This is a genomic window from Membranihabitans marinus (assembly GCF_021729155.1).
In the GTDB taxonomy this organism is placed as follows: Bacteria; Bacteroidota; Bacteroidia; order Chitinophagales; family Saprospiraceae; genus Membranihabitans; species Membranihabitans marinus.
In genome coordinates this window covers 21,011-42,732 of record NZ_JAJQYA010000006.1, presented here as the reverse complement: position 1 = coordinate 42,732, position 21,722 = coordinate 21,011, and the positions used below count along the sequence as shown (strand labels likewise).

The following is a 21,722-nucleotide window of genomic DNA, read 5'->3' as shown; positions in this document are numbered from 1 at the left end:
ATCACTTTTATTTATTCCAAAAAGAGTTAATGGATTGCAGTGTTTCCTCTACTAAAATATCACCTGCTTCAGGCCCCACTTCATTGCTCTGAATAATGGCACTATAATGCCCACCTTGAACTGCCTTAACCGTAGGCAAATAGGTCCCTGGTCCGGCCAATTGGATAATAAAAGTTTGCAAGGCCTTGCTCCTCGCCTTCATTCTAATACCATATTCGGTAAACAATTCAAATTGATTGGAACAAATAACGACATCTCCTAAACGAATGATGTGAATCTCGGTTTCATACAATTGATGGGGATTGATTTTTTGCTTTTCATAGCGATCGAGTAGGGCACCATGCCACTTCATCAATCGATAGTTTTTTAATTTCTCCTCCTCACTTAGAGCTTCTAATTTAGCAATTGCCTGCTTAGCTTCGTTAACTGCATCCACGGTAACGAGTCGTCTTGGGAGGCCAATGGTTTTGACTTCATGCTGTAAGACAACATCGCGATATCGATCATCTTTGACCACATCATATACATCGACCACTGAAGTAACCACTCTTCTAGCCAATTCCTCGAGTCGACTTATATTCCTCAATTTCAACATTCTATTTTCACTGGCTTTGTTGTACATCAAATGGGGTGATTGATCACCTGCGGCACCGATCCAACCCATGACTACCAAATTTTCGCCCCATTTTTCTTTAAGTTGCTGTCTAATCGGGTACCAAAAATCGGCGTTCACCTTACTTCGACCTTCTACTTCCTGGGCTGGGCATGGCAGATTGATACTGGTTCCTATTAATTGATCTTTATCATTCCAAAAAAACATCATATCTATGTCGTGATCCTCATATCCTTCTATCCCCTTAAATTCTGGCAGGTTCGTTTTTCCATACATTTTAGCTGATCCATCATAGTAGACGGCTCTTCTGTTCTGGGCAATAATTCCATGTCCTAATCCCCAGGTCATACTCCCTCTAGACCTTGTTTCATAAGCTTGAACGATTGCTTCAACCACCTTCTCAGAAATATAATCACGGACTTCCTCAACGGAGGTTACCCCAGGCGGCAGGATAAATCTACCTTCGCGTACTTCGGGTGCGGTATGGGTATGGGTGGCACTTACGATGATCTTTTCTGTAACGAAATGAGGAAATCGTTGTTTTACTTTATTTCGAATATCATCTCGCAATGCATTTGGAACCACAACCAATTCTACGGCAGCAAAAACCGATATATCAGCGGTTTGCCCATTTTCTCGATGCTCAATTAACAAAACGCTAGCCGTTAATGGCGATTCTATTTCATTTGCTATTCGCAAGTGCATCTGACCACCTAAGGCTAGGGGCAAAGGAGGCGTCATGTCGTTGCTGGCCATCCCTATATAGGTTTCTGTCGCGGACAATTGAATAGATAAAAAACAAAAGAATAGGATGTATTTTTCTAAAAACATATGAAATGCTATTGTAATATTTTTATGATAAAAATATAAAATAATGAAAATACCATATTAACTGAATTAAATAACAATTACATGTAATAAATTAATAAAATTTCATAGAGTGTTCGATCATTCTATGATATAGAAGAGGTCATTAAATAGCAGAAGAATAATTCATATAAATCTCCGAGTTGGTTGTAACAATTCCTGCGACAATATATATCATCAACATCTAATCCACTATGACGTGATCGACTTTACAACGATGTAATTCACTTGCACTAGGAGGGTATTTCCAATTTAATAAAATAGAAATTTGGTAACAATAACTTAAAAGAGGTTAGGTCATATAAAATTGAAATAATAACTACTTTGCCGCTATATCTATAATAATAGAGGACTGCCATGGAAAAATACAGTTGGAAATTAAATACCTACCTCTACAAAAATGACCGAGGAATAAATATCTATTCATCCTTGATTACTATGGATAATCCAATGAAAAATACTCGAGAAACATTACCATTCTCCACTGTATTTAATGACAATTAAAACTCAATGAAGACGGTTCAAGTTCATATTAATCAAGGGATAACAAGTCTAAGAGTGAATAATGACCTAGTTAAAATAAAGAATATTGGTATTGTTTTAATGGATGATAAATTCTTATCTTACACAGAATGAAAAAATCAAAATTTTACTTGAGTACAAAAACAATAGATGCAATGGTAATTATGCACAACAATGGCAATCCACTATTTTATTAATCCTGAATAAATCACATTACTCCCATGGAAAACAGCAATAAAATAGAGAAATTAATAGATGAATATTACCATCGCATCTATAAATTTATGATTGCCCATTTAAAGAATGCTGATATTGCTCAAGATCTCACTCAAACTGTATTCCTCGAACTCATTAAGTCCAATACATCATTGGATGCTATAGACAACTATGATGCATATTTATTCTCCATGGCCAGAAATACCCTATTTAAGGAATTTCGAAAAATGCAAAACTCCACGAAGCTAAAAAACCAGCTTCTGAATTCCATGCAAGCTTCTACCGATGAATTGGAAGAAATCATTTACGTCCACGACTTAAATTACAACTTAGAACGAGAAATCAACAAATTGCCCCAGCAGCAAAAGAAAATATATACCATGAGTCGACATGAGGGATTAACCCATAAACAAATCGCACAAAGGTTAGATATTTCAGCCAATACCGTTAAAAATCATATGGTTCAAGCATTAAAAACATTGCGCGGAAAATATGAACTAATGATATTTATATTGTCAATATACGCTCATCTAATATAGGATGTCCTTCCGATAGTATTATACTTCATCGCTTTATAATACCTATGTATTTACTGTAATACGAATTACAGTAATAATTGATTAGCTCACTTTGCTCGGTCATCATAAAATGCATTTGGTATAAGTAAAAAAGGCCATCTCAGTTTGAGATGGCCTCCAATTGTTTTTATAAAAGTTTACTGCTCTCAGCATCTACATAGGGATGCTGACACAAATTAATTCACAAGATTAATATCCAGGATTCTGGGTTAATTCATTTTGAGTTCTATCAATTTGTGTTTGAGGTATTGGTCTCAACATATGATATTCTTGAATATTTGGTCCACCATTGGGATTGTACTTGCGAACTCGCTCTAGCAATTTTCCTGTTCGCTTTAAATCCGGCCATCTATGCAATTCTCCTGCCAACTCTCGACCTCTCTCATCCAATATTTCATCGATATCCAAGTCCGATGGTGAAATTAAAGGAATGTCAGCGCCAGGAAAAGCAGCTCTTTGCCTCACTTGATTGAAATAATAGGCGGCATTCTCCAAATCCCCTTCCATCATCAATGCTTCTGCTGCCATTAAGTAGGTTTCTCCTAAACGCATATACATATAATCTCTACCATTATTTCTCTCATAGGGATAGCGGTGCTTCTGAACCGTTGGCGAAAAAACATTGTTTCTATCCTGAATGCGAATAAGGGTATAGGGCAATGCGGCAATTTCCTCATCTGACAACTCTTGCATTATAATATCATTGGTGAACCAAGCTGCTGTATCTCCAAAGGAACGACCAGCAGGGATATTGTTTTGATCGTTGTATGTCCACACCTCTTTGAAGGTCACACTATATCTAGAATCGTTTTTGATATTTAATTCTTGTGTTCTATAGTCATTGCCAAACAATTCGGTTAATGCATAATCAGTCGGCCAAAATCTAGCAATGCCAACATGAAACATATCGTCTCCTACTAATCCGGGAAGCAACCACTGCCTCGGACCGAAATAGCGCTGCAACTCATTGCCGGGATTGTTTACCTCGGGATTATCCCCCCATTGTACAGACCAGATCACCTCACTGTGTTGTTGGTTAAAGGGATCAAACACATCGGCATAACTATCGAGCAATTGATATTTTCCAGATTCAATAACTTGGATAGCCAAATCACTGGCAAGACCATAATTTTTAATCGTCAAATGTACCTTGGCTAAATGATTCATTGCCGCAAATTTACTAGGTCTTCCAAATTGATCTTGGTCTTCGGGAAGATTGTCCATAGCGTATTCCAAATCGGCAATAATCGCCTCATATACTTCTTCCTCTGGATTTCGCTGAGCTTCTAATTCTACTGCGCGGGTCTCCTCAAGGGTTAAGTGTAAATCCCCAAAATGTTGGACAAGGACAAAGTAATAATGCGCTCTTAAAAATCGAGCTTCAGCCACTTTCTGTCTTTTAAACACTTCGTCAATACCCACGATTTCATCAGCTCGGCTGATAACGGTATTACAATAATTAATCCCTTGGTAAAAAGGCTCCCATACCAATGGAATGCCAGAAGGGGCCAAAACTGTTGAAGAGTTAAGACCTGGCTCGTAAGTATCCCACCAAGAATTATAGGACTGTCCTATCTGAAACAGATCCGTTCCAAAACAATTCATCAACATACCAGGCTCTCTACCATAAAACCATCTCAAGGGTTGATATGCCCCGATTAATGCCTCATCCAATCCCTCTGGAGTAGAAAACTGTACATCGGCTACTGTATCTGTAATAAATTCTTCTGTAAGATCGGCACAAGAATAATTAAGTGCCAGTAAAAATAAAATGGGAATATATTTTATATATAATTTTTTCATTATTCGACTATTTATGAATTAGAAATTTACTTCAAAACCTACATGAAAGTTTCTGTAATTGGGCATATCGTGATCTCTAGCACCTTCGGGATCTAACCCTGGAAAATCAGTAAACGTAAATGGATTCTGTACACCAGCGTAAACTCTCGCTCTGGTTATTTTCAATTTTTTCAATAATGGCTCTTGGATGGTATAACCCAACATTATATTTCTAACCCTTACATAACTGGCATCAAAATATGCCATAGGGGTAGAATATGGATGTCCACTTACCCTTGGTCTTGGAAATTCATTGCTGGGATTACTAGGTGTCCAATAATTCACGTCTCTAGAATTGAGATTATACCCCCTTCTCAAATTGAGCATTCCTCCCAGAGAAGTACCTCCTGCTTCACTGTAAATAGTAACGTCTTGAGTGGTATAGACGTAGACGGATAAATCAAATCCCGCATAAGAGAATCGATTATTCAAACTTCCCGTCCAACCCGGCACGCTAGAACCGATAATGACTCTATCATCTCCGTTAATTTTTCCGTCGTTATTGATATCGGCCAACTTCATATCCCCAGGTTGTAGGCCATAAGTACTCGCTAAATCTTTTTCGTCGGTTTGCCATATCCCTTCAAATTGATGATCATAACTCACATCTATGGGATGACCGATAAACCATCCATTACCTGGATCGTCTTCCGTACCACCGTATAATTCTACAATCTCGTTTTTGTTGGAATGAAATACCAAATCCGTTGTCCAGGTAAAACCATTTTTCCTGCTCGATTCGATATTCGTCGTCGAAATATTAAACTCAATACCGGTGTTTTTTGTCGCACCTACATTTTCCAATACACTTACAAATCCCGACGTGGGGGGCAATTGTCTATCCATAAGCAAGTCTTTGGTATGCTGTTGATAGACTCCAATGGTTCCACTAATTCTATAGTCCAAAAATCCAAAGTCGACACCAATATCTACTTGATTGGTTCTTTCCCATCTCAAATCAGTATTGGCCAATTCAGCACTTTGAAATCCAAAAACGGATTCATCACCAAAACTATAACCAGTTCGCTGAACCCTTCCCTGGGTTTGATAGGGTGAAATACCTGTATTCCCCACCTCTCCATAACTGACTCTCAATTTCAACTCATCAAAAAATCCAGAACTAGCGATAAAATCTTCCTCGTTCAACAACCATGCTCCAGCAATAGATGGAAACAATCCATATTTATTGCCCTCAGCCAATCGCGAAGAACCGTCAATCCTACCCGTCAATGTCAACACATACTTGCTGTTGTAGGCATAATTCAATCGAACCATATAGGATTCCAAAACCCATTGACTCAAGGATGAATATCTCGAAGAAGTGGTTTCCGCAGTACCGATGTTAAAATAACGCTGTTGTTCAAAGGGCAGATCCATTACATTGACACCAAAACCAGTAGTCTTATAATTTTGAACACTATATAGACCGGTAGCCTTTAATTTATGTTTGCCGAAGAATGTTTTGTCATAGGTTAAAATATTCTCGTACAATACATTATTGGTCTTTTGTGTCGAAACCCCAGCTACCGAGGTTTGATAAGTATGTGTCCCTCTATCGTAATATGTTAAATCCGGAGCAAAATTAAATCGATAACTCAAGCCTTCTAACAAATCAATCTCCCCAAATATATTGGTGATGATTCTGGTTCTATTTCTTTCATCGATAAATAGATCTCGGTCCAATAATAAGGTGGGAAAGCTTTCCCCCACAGCAAATTTACTGCTCAAAGCCGTCTCGGCCCGTTCTGGCCAATCAATCGGGCTGCGAAGAAGGAGGTCTCTAAAGTTACCCCCTTGGTATTCTGTGCTATTGACTACTTGAGTAGAGATCCCAGCACGCAATTTATCTGTAATCTTTTGATCCAAATTTAATCGACCTACCATTCTTGTAAAATCATTATTATCTACCATGGCATTGTGTTCTAAGAAAGTCCCAGATAAAGAGTACTTGGTAAACTCTGTTCCCCCTCGAATGCTCAACTGGTGATTTTGTTGAAATCCATTATTAAAGGCCACATCTTGCCAGTCGGTATTCACCCCATTTTGGATACCTTCTAATTCCCAATCCAAAAATAAATTTTCGTCCGTTGTATAAGATCCTTGCCTTCTTGCGGCCTCCCGGTTCATTTCTACATATTGGTCAGCATCCATTAGTTCCACCTTATTCGATATCGTCTGCACCCCGACTGATCCGCTGTATTCAATCTGCGGTTTGCCATCAAAACCCCGTCTAGTGGTTATCAATATCACCCCATTGGAACCTCTTGAACCATATATAGCCGTAGCCGACGCATCTTTCAAAATCTCAATTGATGCAATATCAGAGGGGTTAATATCCATTAAATTACCGTCAATGGGAATACCGTCCATCACAATGAGGGGGTCATTGCTGGCCACCATGGATCGCGCTCCTCTAATCCGGACAGTAGCTCCTGCCCCTGGTCGAAAACTCGTAGCCACAACATCGACACCAGCAGCTCGACCTTGTAACACACTTTCCACCGAATAAGTGGGCTCACTCAAAATTTCTCGTCGATCCAATGAAGTAACTGAACCAGTCAATTCTCTTCTTTGCACAGTCCCGTATCCCACGACTACGACTTCATTCAACACCTCAGAATCGGTGATCATCGTTACATCCAGTTTATTACGACCATCTACGGGAATTTCAATGGTTTGATATCCTATATAACTAAAGACCAAAGTGGCATTTTCATTGACATTTTCAATCAAAAACTCACCATTGATATCAGTTGATGTACCGACATCTTCACCTTTAATGCGAACGTTGACCCCAATCAATGGTTCTTCATTATTGTCTCTGACCACACCGCTGACATTGAGTGCTATGCCCTTTAAATCTCGAAAAGGGTTATCGTAAAATTTTCTCAACGGCAAGCGATTTGTAGGTCTCAATAAATACGAGTCGTCCTCCGCAACTATTTTTTTCATGTGGGTCATCATCTTGCGCAATGACATCATTCCCTGCTCGTCCTTCCGATAGATAATAATAAACTCTTGATCAAACATTCTAAATTGCAAATCCGTCCCTTCCAAAACAGCGCTAATGGCGTTTTCAAGGCTTTTTTCTTCCCGGGAATCATAGTGAACCGATATGTTTTCAACCAACTTTCTGTCAAATGAAAAATACACACCAAATTCTTTACTGATTTCCTGTATTGCTTCAACCAATGGAATTTCTTTTTGAGCGGGACTATCCATTGTACCCGAATAACCATTGACCAGAACGGCCAAAAATAAAAGTGATAAAAACCACTTCCTTTGAGTAAATCCTTTTAAATTCATACTTTTGCAGAAATTTTTTACTGTTAAAAAATTATATTGTAGGATATGTATGCCAGTACATATCCTATTTTTTGCTCACACTATACTTACCATTTTCCTGTAATGTCATCTTTAAATTCATCGTCAACTCAAATGCTTCTTTTGCCACATCCCAATCTTTGTAGGGCACATAAAAATTGAGCTTCATCGATTGAAGATTGGGGTCAGTGTATTCAAATTCCACCCCGTATATTTGGCTGACTTTCTCCAGTATTTCCCCGACCTCTTTATCGTCGAAGTACAAAACACTCTTCCTCCATGAAGAAGCAACCTCATTATTTTTTTCGTGATAAATAATCTCCTTAGTTGTATGGGAATAACTTATTCTCTCGCCTGGTTTCATCAAGATTCCTTCCTTGTCAACACCTTTTAAACCGATCTTAATACTTCCCTCTTCGAGAAATACCTCGGTTACATCCCCTCGTTTTGATACATTGAATGAAGTACCCAAAACCTCAATATCCATATCTGAAGTTTGAACAACAAATTCTTGATCTTCCTCTAGATGAAGTACTTCAAAAAAGGCTTCTCCTTGTAAAGAGACCTTCCTCACCCCTTGCCCAACCCAATTCTCGTCCCAGGTTAAGGAGGAGTTTGCATTTAATTCTACCTTCGATCCATCGGGCAGTACCACCTTTTCCCGCTCTGCATAGTCGGTAGAAAATTTAATAGAATCGGAAGAATATACTCTTATGGCCAGTGTGGATATGATAAACAAGGTAATTGAAGCTGCCGCCCAATACATGATTATCCTTTTGGAAATCACATTAGATTTTTCTCTATTTGAATTTAAATTCAACTTTTTCTTAAATCCTTCTTTTTGGGCAAAAAGGTCTTTGGCATCTGGATGGTGTTTATAAGAGGCCCAAGCATTTTTGATTTCTGGATTTAAAGCATTCCTGTTCTCTGCTTCATTGATAAGCGATAAGAATTCATCGAATTCCTCATTGGATATGGTATTCGATTTGAGTTTCTGGTATAATTCTTTTATTCTAAGTTGTCCTGTCACATCAATATATTTTCATGGCTGTTTTTCTAATTGGCCTTTATATATTGATAAGAGTGATTTGGATGACTATAGGACTAGTGCCTCAAAAAAAATTCAGGATATTTTTTTCAAACGTCGAAAATAGAGCTGCTATGAATTCTTTATTAAAGAAAATGATAAGGGGTGAAGTTATACGACATGCATTTCATGTAAACTCTGTTTTTTATTCAAAATTTCATCGGCATTACTTCACGCCCAAAATGACTATCATGGATCAATTTTCAAAATAGATCCAATCGAGGTTAAACAACAATTGATGTCCAGCCGCCAAATTGCTAAAAACAAAAAATAAATCGTGGACAGAATCCGTGGGCTTAACCGCAGCTGAAATCTCTTCCCAATTGCTATTTCCACCTGAAATTTGAATTGTACTTACAATTGGACCATCCATTTGATCCAGATGAACATTGATTTCACCTCCCTTTCCAAATGGTTGGACTCTATACCTTAAAGCTTTTATATCTGTAAGATCCTTTTCCTTAAACTTCACATAAGTTTGGTTTCGAATATTTCTGATATAACTAAGATTTTCTGTCGTGATCGTTGCAATTCCAACATTCCCATCATCAAACATTTCGGCTTCTACTTTGGGAGATTCCCATATATTATGAAGCTCAGACTCAATTGCTGGCACTTCCCCTGCACCACCTTTATCTCTGTATTTAGTGGTCAAGATATAGGCTCCATTTTCATTCTTCCGATTATGTTTATCAAAATCAATGATGCCATTTGCTGGGATTCCCTTATTTACTTTTGCGAGAGAGAGAATATACTTTACAATTTCTTCCGATTCTTCCTTCTTCATGTCTGGATGCGGCGTCATGGGTTTGGAGCCCCAATTTCCACTTCCACCCTTTATTATTTTTAGCGAAAGAGCCTCTAACGCAGATTCATCATTGTAGTATTTTTTTGATATCTCACGATAACTTGGGCCCACCGATTCGTCCTCCATAGAATGACATGACTGACAATCATTCTCTCCAATCAGCTTCTTCCCTATCTTAAATCCCTCTATTCCCAAACCTTCTGTATCTCCTAATACCAGGGCAAGATCCTCCTTATTTTCCAAATATCCGAACCTTGTCGTGATTTGATCACCGTCAATTAGCCCATCTTCGGCATCCTGTACTGTAATTTGATAAGATACACTGCCTTTATCTCTATAAAAACTTTTATTCCCTTTGAATTCCAATTGAATATCGGGCGGTGAATTACCTACGCTAATCTGAGTGGTTGACTTCCCTATTCCACCATCCTGATCATGCACTTCCAATGCAACATCGAAAATCCCTGGTTTCTCAAACACATATTCTACATTCACACCTTGCATTTCTACATTATCGATAGTCCAATAATATTTCAATTCACTATCTCCATCATAATCTATGGTTTTGGCGCCGTCGAATTTTACTTTCAATGGATGTGCGCCCACCGTAGTATTCGTTTGAATACGCACTACGGGAGAACGATTCCCTTCAATATACTCAATTCGACTTAATATAGCATCGTTATTCTTTGAAAACCAATTGGTCCCATATTCCAGAACATAAAGAGCTCCATCTGGACCAAATACCATATCTACTGGTGATGAAAAATTAAAATGATCCAGAAATGGTTCCATAAATACCATATTTCCATCATCGTCAAATTCAACCGCTAAGATCCAATTTCGCAACCATTCATAAATGAATAATTTACCATCGTAATAATCTGAAATCCTGTAAGGTTGCCCTTTAAATTGGTCAGCATAAAAAATTGGTCCTGCCATCGCACTAGCTCCTCCCTTTCCCACCAAAGGAAATTTTACAGAGCTTCCTTTCCCATACCAAATAAAAGCAGGTTGGGCTTCTGGCAATTCTCGAAGACCGGTATTATTGGGAGATTGATTAATAGGTCTTTTAGGGTTAAATCGAGGACCTTCTTCTTTAGTTTCAAAATCGTAATAGGGGAAGGCTTGGTTGTTTCCTAAAAAATATGGCCATCCATAAAATCCAGGTTTCTCAGCTCGGTTCAATTCATCGTAACTCATCAATCCATCCTCTCCTTGAACTTTTGTGTCTGGACCTACATCTCCCCAATAAAGGATGTTTTTCTTGGAATCAACAGAGAAGCGATATGGATTTCGACTACCCATTATATAAATTTCCGGACGAGTATTTGGCATTCCTTCAGGAAATAGGTTCCCTTTGGGAATGGAATATGTACCGTCCTCTTCCGGTTTAATTCTCAATATCTTTCCTCTTAAATCGTTGGTATTAGCCGCAGTAGCCTGATCATCTGACAACATCCTATTGGGGCGTTCATCGATGGGGATATAGCCCTCTGTTTCTTCCGCATTGGTATTGTCCCCTACAGATAAATACAGCAAGCCTTGATTATCAAAGTACAAATATCCCGCTGAATGACAGCAATATTGACGCTGTGTAGGTATTTCAAGTAAAATTTTTTCAGTATTTAGATCTAACTTTCCATCTCTTAAAACCATCCTTGACAGCCGGTTAACAGACTTATCTCCAGCTACCGCATAGTAAAAGTACACCCAATGGTTAGAGTCGTAGTTGGGATCTAGAACAACCCCCAATAGACCATCTTCAATACCACTAAAAACATTTAATCGAGCTATGAGGACAAGTTTATTCTCCGAAGAATCAAACAGTTTAACACCTCCTTTCCGTTCTACAATCAACACATCATTATTGGGCAAAATTTGCATTTGCATTGGCTCATCTAGACCTTCAACCAATACATGCTTAATATATCTATTGGCATCGGGAATCTTTGTTGTGATCGCATTCGAATAATTAGGATATCGGTTATTACCAATACTTTCCATTAAGATGTTATTCCAATCTGCCTTTTCGAGCTGGTCAATAACCTCTATCCTTCCCTGTCCGCGAACAACATCCAACTCAGCAGATTGTATGCTTCTTGTAATGGGCCAAACTGGATAATCCAATATTGTATCTTTCCAAACTACTATCCCACCCCCGCCTTGTACATATCGCTCCAAAATATTTCGATCAATATAATACAGTTTATCTAAATAAGAGATAGGCAAAATAATCGAACTGAATTTTGATATACTGTCCTCTGTCAAATTCACCAATTGCCCCGTATCCAATTCCCAATCTGTATAAAGAATCTCAGAATTTAACTTTGATAGGGTTGATTTTTCTAGATCTATTGCCAAAATTCGAACTTCTTCCCTTTTATTCGAACACGAAACAACCCCTAAAATGAACAATATGTATAACAATAAATTCTTCAACATCACTAATCAGGAATTAATTAAATCATTTTAAACACACAAAACAGACTGTATTGAATTTATAAGAAAAGTCGACCAAAACTTATTTATGATAAATCATAGATGGAAATAGAATTGCATGGCATACCATAAAAAACCCTAGTTATACGAAATGAGTTTATACAAATACTTATTTGGGCCAATGCGTTTCCAATCCTTGTGTTTTTATCCAATTTTGAAAACTCGATAACAATTCTTTCTTCTCCCTTACAGCACGCGGCGGTATACTATGTTTATTGGCATATGAAATCAACATACCAACTGCTTCTCCAATGCTCCACTCCACAGGATGCAAACGATAACATCCATTGGTAATGTGGGTGGTTCCAATATTTTTATTAGCTGGAAATATATTATTCATCCGTTGCGGCAACAAAGATCCCAAAGGAATTTGAAAAGGAAGTGATGCAAAATCAATATAGTTATTTCCTCTATTGCTTGGATGTAAATCGATGTGATAGTAACCCGTACCTACACTATCAAAAAATTCGGCCGATTTAGCGCCATCTTTAGATCCAGCTACTAATTTTCTGTTTTCCGCACCTACGTGTTCTTCCAAGATGGTAAATTCCGCTTTTATCCGTCTCGACTCTCGTATATAGGGATATTTTGCCATTCCATCAGAAGTCCCCATTACATCACCTCGCAATCTCAATCCTGGCCAACCGTATCCGCCATCAGGACGAGGGACCTCAGTTTGTAACCAATAAAAAAATGATTTATTTAATTCCCTAGCATTTTCTATAGTCTTGTTGAACTCTTTTTCTTTTACATCGATTAGATTGCCCCCGAAGTAATCATTTTGAGGCCAATTGACGATGGTAATATCGCCCTCATAAGTACCGGGCAGAAAATTATTTTTATTGATTATTCGTCGGTATAACCATAAATTTAAGTTATTCCCTGTTGATAGTCCTTCAGGATGAAAACCCAAATCCTTTGACTTAGTAGTTTTAGGGTCGGAGTAATTTAATTCCAATTGCTTTCCCGCCCATGGAGGATCCATTTTTGGAATATGGTTTTTCCAATAACTATAGTTTTCTGGTTTTTCAATTAAATTGTCTTTACCTGGTTGATAATCCATGGCAAAGCACAAGGTAAATGCTTGATGATTCTTTGCGTCAGCTTTTTCGGGAGCATGAAGCTCTCTCGTTTCAGCTCTAGATTCAGTGCCTGTCACATATTCGGTAGCCGTCATAGGTAGTAAATCACCCAATTCGGTAGCGTCCACAAAATACTTAGCACTCATCCAAATCGTATGCCCATTTATTCTGTCCAAGAATTTCAATGATTCAACATTATCACCATTCGCACGAGCACTTTGCACCTTGAAATTAGATAAAAGTTGAAGATTCCCTGTACTAATATAGGGATTGAGCATCTCAGTTAATACGGCCACACAGACTCTGGGTTCATGACAAATCCTAGACACCATTCCGTCACCCGGATTTAGTCGTTCTCTGTTTTTAGCCGCAGCCGTCAGAGGATAATTGCGTTTATAATAACTTCTTACCCTATCTCGATAATTTCTGTAGGATTTTGGCGCTCCATGAGTTTCTATCCAACTATGTTCATCGGGGGGAACACCTTGCTGTGAAATTTGTCCCCCAATCCATTCTGTCTCTTCCGTGAGGATTACCTTAAGTCCATTTCGACAAGCCGCCATAGCTGCAGCACATCCACCGAGACCTCCTCCCACAATAACCACATCTGCAGACAATTCCTTGGTGGCAACTTTTCTATTTTTCATTTTTTCGCCGACCGTTGTCCCCAAAACTGGATTTGCCACTAGTGCACCGCCAGATGCAGAAAGGACTCCTATAAAATTTCTGCGCTTCATATTATAGTTTTTCAAAAATAATTCTTCCTACTAAAGAAACCAATATCCTGAAACTTATTTAACATAGAAGAATCACCGCCTAAAATACATACTATTTCTTTCGAAAATTCCTTTTAAAAAACAATTTCTTTTTCCGTTTAATTATTTTTTCAGCCAAAATATCTAGCATTTCGGTATCCTTTACATTATCCGATTTCGAAAACAAATAGATCCCATTTCCACCTTCATAATACGCTAATGAAGCTTTTTTGTAGACTAAATTTTCTTCAAATCCTTCGATATAAGTTAATAAACGGTTTCTCATATTTGCCTTTGAACCTGCTAATGCTCTACCATCAAACTCCATTTCTAGTCCCATATTAAGCGAACTCGCGAGTGCACAAGCGTTATTGATTCTTTGGTCCTCCACGTCTTTACTAAAAAAGTGATTGGGCTGTAACCATGCAAAATCAAAACCTAATTCTTTCCAACGCTCATGTCCATATGATTTCCAATACGGAATCCAAAAAAATCGATATCCTTTGTCTCTGATATTATCTCCAATGGACGGTAATATATCCTCACATTCACTTACCGATTCATCAACCCAATAAAATCCTTCTAGTTCTAGGTTCTGGTAATTTTGTTCTTTAAATTTTTTCAAAAACATATCCAAATACCAATCCACAGCTTTTAAACGATCTTCTACTATAGAAAAATCAAGTTGCTGCCCATCTAGCTCACCCCAGTCTTTTTGATTGAGAATAGGGGAAGGTATTCCAATGATCACCTTGTGTTTAAAAAATGGCTTACCCAGATCTTTAATCTGATTTTCGATACAACGATCTAGTGCAGATAACGCTTTACCTTGTTCAAAATGTCGATTAGCCAACCACATCCATTCTTGTTTACGGGCGTTAGCTTTTTCATAACCCGGTGCAAATTCTCTTCCTTTTCCATCTTTGAATTCCAAAAAGAGAAATCCATCGAACAACCAATTCTTCTTACCTTTTGCATCCTCGTGAACTACATAGGGTAAAAACTGATCTTCATTCCACTCCATGGGTCGGTGAACACCTCCATGATAAATCAATACTAAGTCTGCAATATTCGTTTTTCCATAAGTCAAACCTTGTGCTTCTAGATTAGAAACAGACATTGACAAACAGATAAGTAGCAATAGCGTATAAAAATATCTATAATTCAATTTCATCTTTTTTGTGCCTAATCTCATTACAACCATGATTTTAATTCAATTTCTGCATTTATTTCCTTGTCGTTTATGGTATAGGTATAATATAATTTCAATACCCCCATACTTCTTTGATATTCCGCACTAAATTGACCACTGTAGGTACTTTTTTTATCTGGAGTATTCACAATACCCAAATCCTCTGAACCCAAACCAGGCGTTATATCTACGACACCATCGTCATTAATTTTGACAATAAGATTTACTCCATTTGTCAAACCATCTATTCTAATGGATTTATCATCTACAGAAATGGCGTTTTTCACAACATCAATAGCGCTAACTACATTACTCTCTACTGACAATTCCGTCCCCTTGATCTTGTATAAGCCTTCATATTGATTTCTAAATCTCTTCATAATCAAAAAAGCATCTCTCTGTGTTTCAATAATTTCCACGACAGGATCAACCTCTTTAATGCTTACAGGCAATACATAATTTGTATCGGGAAAAGTACTATCTATATTTTTAAGTAAAATATCAAACATCACTCTTTCTTCTCCTTCGTTTAATACTAATTCCTTTGTCGGAATAGTATAAAAATCTTCTGGGAGCATTTGAAAACCTGGATTTTCACCTAAAAAATCCTCCAATAAACTTTCATTAACATCTAAATTGATCGACAGGTCTCCAATTTTTTGATTAATTCCAGATCTATATACGCCTAGTTGATATGTTGACTCACCTAGTAGTGGGGAATACTCAGAAACTCCCGCATTAGGTAAATAAACTTTACCTTCTACCTCAATAAGATCAATTCCTTTTTCACAACCTATACCTACTCCACTGAGTATAAGTATAAACAGTAAATATTTTATATTTTTCATAAATGTTTTAATTAAATCCTTTTAAATAAAATTTACCAACCTGGGTTCTGGACCAAAGCTGAGTTTCTATCTATTTCACTTTGAGGTATGGGGAATAAGTACATTTTTTTATCAAACACTCTAGTTTCAAAAGGTACTCTTTCATAAAATCCTTCATATTCGAAATTATTTGTAGTGGGATCCCCTGCATTAATATTCATACCCCACATTTTTCCTCCGTCACCATACTGTCTATAAGGACTTCCATCGTCTTCTGTACCCGCCAACAACCTTCTTTTCATCGTATAATATCGATCAAAAGATTCTTCAAAAGCCAATTCAATTTGTCTTTCTCTTAGTATATGTTCACGTTGTACATCTTTGTTCCCTTTTATTTCTGGATATACATCATATATATTAGGCACACCTGCTCTTTCTCTTATCGCATTCCAATATTTTTCAATATCAGGATGAGAAGGATCGATTTCGTTTAAAGATTCGATATAATCTAATAAAACATTCGCATATCGGATAAAAATCAAGGTTCGGTTGGCATCAGCATAGATACGATCTCTCATATTGCTTTGGAAGCTAATATTTTTAAGAACTAGATACCCTGTACGGGGGAAAAAAGTAAACGAACCTGATTTCCTAGATGCTCCACCATAATAAAACTCTACCCTTCCATATCCGTTTTGTTGATTCGGAGAGGAGTAATAGTCTCTTTTTTGAACATCCCGAGGCAATTGAGGAATAATTCGTTTATTGTACAGGATAGAAGCGTAAAATCGAGGTTCTCTATTAGCGTACATATTCCATTCACCAGGCCAATGTCCCCATGCATCTTCACTTTTAATTGCTTCTATTATTTCAACCCTGTCATCGATTTCATCTAAATTTTTTGGCTTATAAAATTCACCTCCAGATTCTGCAAATCCTTCCTCAATATAATTAGATTCTGGACTTGAAATCCATTTTCCATTATTCATTAAAAAGGCATCTACGATTCTTTGTGTCGGCGCAATTCCTCCCAAATTATTGGGCCCTGGAGAGCCGTGAACAGACCATCCAGCAGGACTATAATTAGATTTTCCCCAAATAATTTCTGGATTCCATCCGTCTAAATGAACCTGTCTGACTGATTTAAATGGACTAAATGTTTCACCCTTCCCGTTTTCATTGTTTTTATACAATCTTACATTTACTGCACTGCTTTCAGCAAAATTTATCGCTTCCCGATTGGCTTCGACAGCCCTTTCCCATTTTTTAACGTCATAAGTAGTCTCTGCCAATGGAGTACCATCTTTATTTGTAAAACCAGCATAATCACTATTGCCATTCCATTGAGGACTTGCAGCAGTGGTAAGGACAGCGGCTTTGACTGCTTTACAAACCATTTGGTCTGGTTTGCCTAACCAATTTTGATCTGTATTATTCCAACGAGCTGGCAGATCGTTTTGAGCCTCATCCATTAAGGTAACGATGTAATCAACGATTTCATCGAAAGGAGCGCGAGGAATATTCCAGTCAGCACTAACGGGTCGTTCTTCTTTAATAAGAGGCACAGGTCCGTATTGACGTATCAGTAACCAATAATAATAACCTCTTAAGAATTTAGACTCCGCTTTATATTGACGGATAAGTTCTTCACTTAACTCAAAGTTTCTATCCACATTATTTTCAAAAATTAAAGAAGCGCGGATGGCTTTATAAAATGTTGACCAGTGATTTTGAAAATTAGAATTGGGATTCCAATTACCTAGATTAATATTGTAACTGGGATAAACATTCCAAGTAAAATCTATTTCATCTGAAATCCCCATAAATCCATAACCTGTATTTAATGCTGGTGATGGAATAGGCGCATAGATATTATATAGAAAACTCTCAGTTTCTTCTCTTGATGTCCAAACAGTAACATCATTTTTCATATCATCAGGAAGCTTTTCCAAAAAATCACAACCCAATAATAAAAATGCTAATATTGTTATATTTAAAAATTTCATTGCTTTTGATTTAAAACGTACCTCTTATTCCAAAATTAAATTTCCTTTGAAGTGGATAATTACTTCCACTTGCAGTTCCAGTCTCAGGATCCCACATTTTCCATTTAGAAAATACAGCAATGTTATTGCCTATGAGGTAAAACCTAAGTCGCTCTAAGCCGATCTTAGCCAGTTTATCCCCACTTAAAGTATATCCTAATTCAACATTGGAAAGTCTTAAAAAACTACCATCGTAGATAGTCTTCGTGGACCGTTGCCAGTTATTGGCAGAAGTACCATTATACAATCTTGGATATTGTGCATCTTGAGAAGGATTTTCTACTGTCCAACGGTCTAAAGCTTGAACAAACAAATTTCCTTTACCAACACCTTGATTGAAAGGAATATAAGCCCCTCCTAAGCCATATGAAACTCGCCCTTGTCCTCTGAAAAACACTCCGACATCGAAATTTTTATACATGGTTTGTACACCGAAACCATAATTGATCTCGGGTAGGTTTGAATAGCCAATGGGTACTTCATCATCTATTGTGATTAAGCCATCGCCATTGATATCTTTATACTTTACATCTCCTGGACGAACTTCTCCGAAAGTCTGCAGCGGACTATTCTCTATATCATTTTCATCTATGAAATAGCCCAAACTTATTAATCCAAAATTCTGACCATATTTATGCCCTGTTCGATTTCTATAATCATAATTTCTATTCGGCTCATCCTGTTCTATAATACGATCTCTTGCATATGTAAAATTACCGTAGACCCGCACAAAACCATCATTAAAGTCTCTGGTTAATTCAAGAGTCCCATCTAGTCCTCTGTTAATCATTTCTCCAAAATTGGCAAAGGGTACAGAATTAATTCCAACAATTCCAGGTAAGGAAGTTCGCTGTAACAAGATATCATATCTTCTTTCATGGAAATAATCAACTTCTAACGAAACATCTCCGTTGAACATCAACATCTCAAAACCAACATTTTTCTTGATTCCTTTTTCCCAAGTCAAATCTTGCACTCCAATTCTATCCAATCCAACACCTCCGAAATATCGACTGGTTTCACCAAATGAATAACCTCCAAGACCCGCTCCATAAATAGATAAATATCCGTAACGCTCACCACCAGGAAGTGCTTCTGAACCAACAAGACCATAAGATCCTTTCAACTTCAACACATTGATTATTCTCTTTAAATTACCACTCCAGAAAGACTCATTCGAAACAAGCCATCCAGCAGCAATGGCAGGGAAAACACCAAATCTATTTCCTTTTGGAAAATTCTCAGAACCATTGTAACCAACATTGATTTCTCCGAAGTATCGATCGTTATAATCATAGGTCATTCGGCCTGCAATTCCTTGTCTTCTATAAGGCAAAGCAAGAATAGAAGAAGAGGCATTCCCATTTATATAGTCTCTATGGTAATACATTGCCATTCCACCAATCCGGTGTTTATTACTCATTTTTTTACTATAAATCAATTGAAATTTAAATTCCTTGGCTCTATTGCTTTCCAAAGCTCTAGAGTAATTTAAAAATTCCTGACCTTGATCCACTTCATTATAAAGAAGATCTCCGGTATTTGGATCTCTTCCTTGGACTCCATAGGTAGTAGATTGTTTTCTCCTTTGGATACTAGTTAAATTATAAGCATCAAATGAAAATGAAGTTCTAAGTTTCAAGCCTTCGGCAATTGCATTTAACTCCTGATTTAATGTAATTTGACTCATTACCTGGTTGCTATACTGAGTATTATATCCAGAACCCAATAATCGCTCCGCTGGGTTTTTTTCACCCACTTGAGAGGGTGCACCCCATCCATATATTTCATTTCCATTTGCATCGATGCCAAGAGGTATCCTTACAGAATTAGATATAGGCGTTGCTAAATTGGACCAATAAAACAATTCACCTGCTGGTGAATAATTTGTTCCATAAATATTTCCTCCCAGTCCGGGGGTATGCAAATCCGTTAAATGCCCTCCTACTTCTAAATCAACAACCGTAGATTTAGACAAGGTTATATCGACATTTGAACGAAAATTATATCTATTTAGACTTAAGTTAGAGTTGTAACTATTTTCGCCACTGTTTCTAAAATTACCATTTTCACCCAAGAAGCCCAATCCTACAAAGTATCTTGCAACATCTCCTCCCCCTCGGACATTCAAAGTAGATTGGGTATTACTTGAATACTTGGTATAGGTTTCATCAAACCAATCTACATTAGGATAAAGATAAGGATCTGATTGATTGCTTAAATTACTGATATAATCCTCTGAATAATTATCTCGGCCGAGGGCTTCATTATACAATTTTGCATAATCTACACCTCCTAAATAGTCGGGTAATTTAGGTAGATCAGAAATTCCATATTCAGTTTTAAATTCAATGGTGGGTTTCTGTTTAACCCCTTTACGTGTCGTAACTAAAACCACCCCATTAGCTGCTCTTACACCATATACTGCAGTCGCTGAAGCATCCTTTAAAATAGAAAGAGATTCTATATTTTCAGGATTCAAGTTTTGCATATCCCTTTCAACTCCATCTACTAATATCAAAGGGGAACGATTAGAACTAAAAGTAGAAATCCCTCTGATCCAAAAACCTCCATTGTCATTTCCCAATTCACCAGATCGCTGTACGACTACGGCACCAGCCATTCTCCCAGCTAGAGCATTTGTTAAAGAACGATTGGGAATTTTCAAATCGTCCATATTTACATTTGAGATAGCTCCGATGACACTCGCCTTCCTTTGTTCTCCCATTCCTACAACAACCAACTCATCCAAAGTTTGGGCATCTTCCAATAATGTAATGGTAAAGTTACGCCGACCATTTAATGCAATCTCTTGAGTTTGATACCCAATATAAGATACAATCAAAACTGCATTTTCATCCACATCTTCAAGTGCAAAATTACCTTCAATATCGGTCGCAGTACCTTTGTCCGTCCCTTTCACCAATACGTTTACTCCAATGAGTGGCTCACCTTCTTCATTTTGTATCTGACCACTAATATTGATCACCAATCTCTTGATAAAAAGTGATTTAGCATTATCAAATTTTAATTTGTCAACTTTCGCTTCTGTCCTTTTGGCTGCATCCTTCTTTTCGGACACAATGCCTTCCATATGACGGATCATTTGTTCAAGTGATTGAATGCCCTCCTTACTATTCTTATAAATAATAACAAACCGCTCTTCAAAAATTTTAAAATCAAAATTGACTTCTTTTAACAGTCTTGAGAGTAAAGACCTGACGCTTTCTCCCTCTATCTTCTGATAATCCACTTTCACTCCAGAAACCATATCTGAATCATAGGTAAAGTAAACATTGTGTTCTCTACTGATTTCATCCAGTACTTCAATCAGAAATTTTTCTTCGAATTTTAGTTTCGAATTTATATCTGGCAATGCCATACCATGATATGTAATCATTAGGAAAATAATCAGTATTTTCCACTGCTTTAGTAATCGTATTTCCATACATTTGTAATTTT

11 protein-coding genes are annotated in these 21,722 nt (G+C 37.4%); 1 reads left to right on the top strand and 10 read right to left on the bottom strand.

The window, feature by feature from the left end; translation table 11 throughout:
* Positions 1-7 precede the first annotated feature (7 nt).
* Positions 8-1,444, bottom strand: a complete 1,437-nt coding sequence (locus LVD51_RS05785; RefSeq protein ID WP_236970254.1) for a hypothetical protein — start codon at positions 1,442-1,444, stop codon at positions 8-10.
* Between the two features lie 779 nt (positions 1,445-2,223).
* On the opposite strand from LVD51_RS05785, the gene LVD51_RS05780 reads away from it, so the two are divergent.
* Positions 2,224-2,757: an RNA polymerase sigma factor gene (locus LVD51_RS05780; RefSeq protein ID WP_236970253.1), complete on the top strand. Its 534-nt coding sequence runs from the start codon at positions 2,224-2,226 to the stop codon at positions 2,755-2,757.
* A 228-nt stretch (positions 2,758-2,985) separates the two neighbouring features.
* On the opposite strand, the gene LVD51_RS05775 is transcribed toward LVD51_RS05780, so the two are convergent.
* The 9 genes from LVD51_RS05775 to LVD51_RS05735 all read right to left on the bottom strand — a co-directional run bounded on the left by LVD51_RS05775 (position 2,986) and on the right by LVD51_RS05735 (position 21,708).
* Positions 2,986-4,599, bottom strand: coding sequence for a RagB/SusD family nutrient uptake outer membrane protein (locus tag LVD51_RS05775; protein ID WP_236970252.1), 1,614 nt, complete (start codon positions 4,597-4,599; stop codon positions 2,986-2,988).
* An 18-nt stretch (positions 4,600-4,617) separates the two neighbouring features.
* The gene (locus tag LVD51_RS05770; protein ID WP_236970251.1) at positions 4,618-7,944 is read right to left on the bottom strand and encodes a SusC/RagA family TonB-linked outer membrane protein; all 3,327 of its coding nucleotides are present in this window, start codon (positions 7,942-7,944) and stop codon (positions 4,618-4,620) included.
* Positions 7,945-8,008: 64 nt separating this feature from the next.
* The gene (locus LVD51_RS05765) at positions 8,009-8,992 is read right to left on the bottom strand and encodes a FecR family protein (RefSeq protein ID WP_236970250.1); all 984 of its coding nucleotides are present in this window, start codon (positions 8,990-8,992) and stop codon (positions 8,009-8,011) included.
* 253 nt (positions 8,993-9,245) lie between these two features.
* Positions 9,246-12,302: a PQQ-dependent sugar dehydrogenase gene (locus LVD51_RS05760; RefSeq protein ID WP_236970249.1), complete on the bottom strand. Its 3,057-nt coding sequence runs from the start codon at positions 12,300-12,302 to the stop codon at positions 9,246-9,248.
* Positions 12,303-12,468: 166 nt separating this feature from the next.
* The gene (locus LVD51_RS05755) at positions 12,469-14,178 is read right to left on the bottom strand and encodes an FAD-dependent oxidoreductase (protein WP_236970248.1); all 1,710 of its coding nucleotides are present in this window, start codon (positions 14,176-14,178) and stop codon (positions 12,469-12,471) included.
* 91 nt (positions 14,179-14,269) lie between these two features.
* Complete coding sequence (locus LVD51_RS05750) at positions 14,270-15,391, bottom strand: DUF4855 domain-containing protein (RefSeq protein ID WP_236970247.1); 1,122 nt, start codon at positions 15,389-15,391, stop codon at positions 14,270-14,272.
* A complete protein-coding gene (locus tag LVD51_RS05745) occupies positions 15,391-16,236 on the bottom strand; it encodes a DUF1735 domain-containing protein (RefSeq protein WP_236970246.1) in 846 nt (281 codons plus the stop codon). The genes LVD51_RS05750 and LVD51_RS05745 overlap by 1 nt, the downstream gene beginning before the upstream one ends.
* A 32-nt stretch (positions 16,237-16,268) precedes the next feature.
* Positions 16,269-18,221: a RagB/SusD family nutrient uptake outer membrane protein gene (locus tag LVD51_RS05740; protein WP_236970245.1), complete on the bottom strand. Its 1,953-nt coding sequence runs from the start codon at positions 18,219-18,221 to the stop codon at positions 16,269-16,271.
* Between the two features lie 10 nt (positions 18,222-18,231).
* The gene (locus tag LVD51_RS05735) at positions 18,232-21,708 is read right to left on the bottom strand and encodes a SusC/RagA family TonB-linked outer membrane protein (protein WP_236970244.1); all 3,477 of its coding nucleotides are present in this window, start codon (positions 21,706-21,708) and stop codon (positions 18,232-18,234) included.
* Between the last annotated feature and the right edge of the window lie 14 nt (positions 21,709-21,722).

What these genes read in the sequence shown, in the direction of transcription:
- LVD51_RS05750 (WP_236970247.1), bottom strand. Translation starts at nt 15,391, where the DNA reads ATGAGATTAGGCACAAAAAAGATGAAATTGAATTATAGATATTTTTAT.
- LVD51_RS05735 (WP_236970244.1), bottom strand. Translation starts at nt 21,708, where the DNA reads ATGGAAATACGATTACTAAAGCAGTGGAAAATACTGATTATTTTCCTA.
- LVD51_RS05780 (WP_236970253.1), top strand. Translation starts at nt 2,224, where the DNA reads ATGGAAAACAGCAATAAAATAGAGAAATTAATAGATGAATATTACCAT.
- LVD51_RS05745 (WP_236970246.1), bottom strand. Translation starts at nt 16,236, where the DNA reads ATGAAAAATATAAAATATTTACTGTTTATACTTATACTCAGTGGAGTA.
- LVD51_RS05785 (WP_236970254.1), bottom strand. Translation starts at nt 1,444, where the DNA reads ATGTTTTTAGAAAAATACATCCTATTCTTTTGTTTTTTATCTATTCAA.
- LVD51_RS05760 (WP_236970249.1), bottom strand. Translation starts at nt 12,302, where the DNA reads ATGTTGAAGAATTTATTGTTATACATATTGTTCATTTTAGGGGTTGTT.
- LVD51_RS05755 (WP_236970248.1), bottom strand. Translation starts at nt 14,178, where the DNA reads ATGAAGCGCAGAAATTTTATAGGAGTCCTTTCTGCATCTGGCGGTGCA.
- LVD51_RS05770 (WP_236970251.1), bottom strand. Translation starts at nt 7,944, where the DNA reads ATGAATTTAAAAGGATTTACTCAAAGGAAGTGGTTTTTATCACTTTTA.
- LVD51_RS05740 (WP_236970245.1), bottom strand. Translation starts at nt 18,221, where the DNA reads ATGAAATTTTTAAATATAACAATATTAGCATTTTTATTATTGGGTTGT.
- LVD51_RS05775 (WP_236970252.1), bottom strand. Translation starts at nt 4,599, where the DNA reads ATGAAAAAATTATATATAAAATATATTCCCATTTTATTTTTACTGGCA.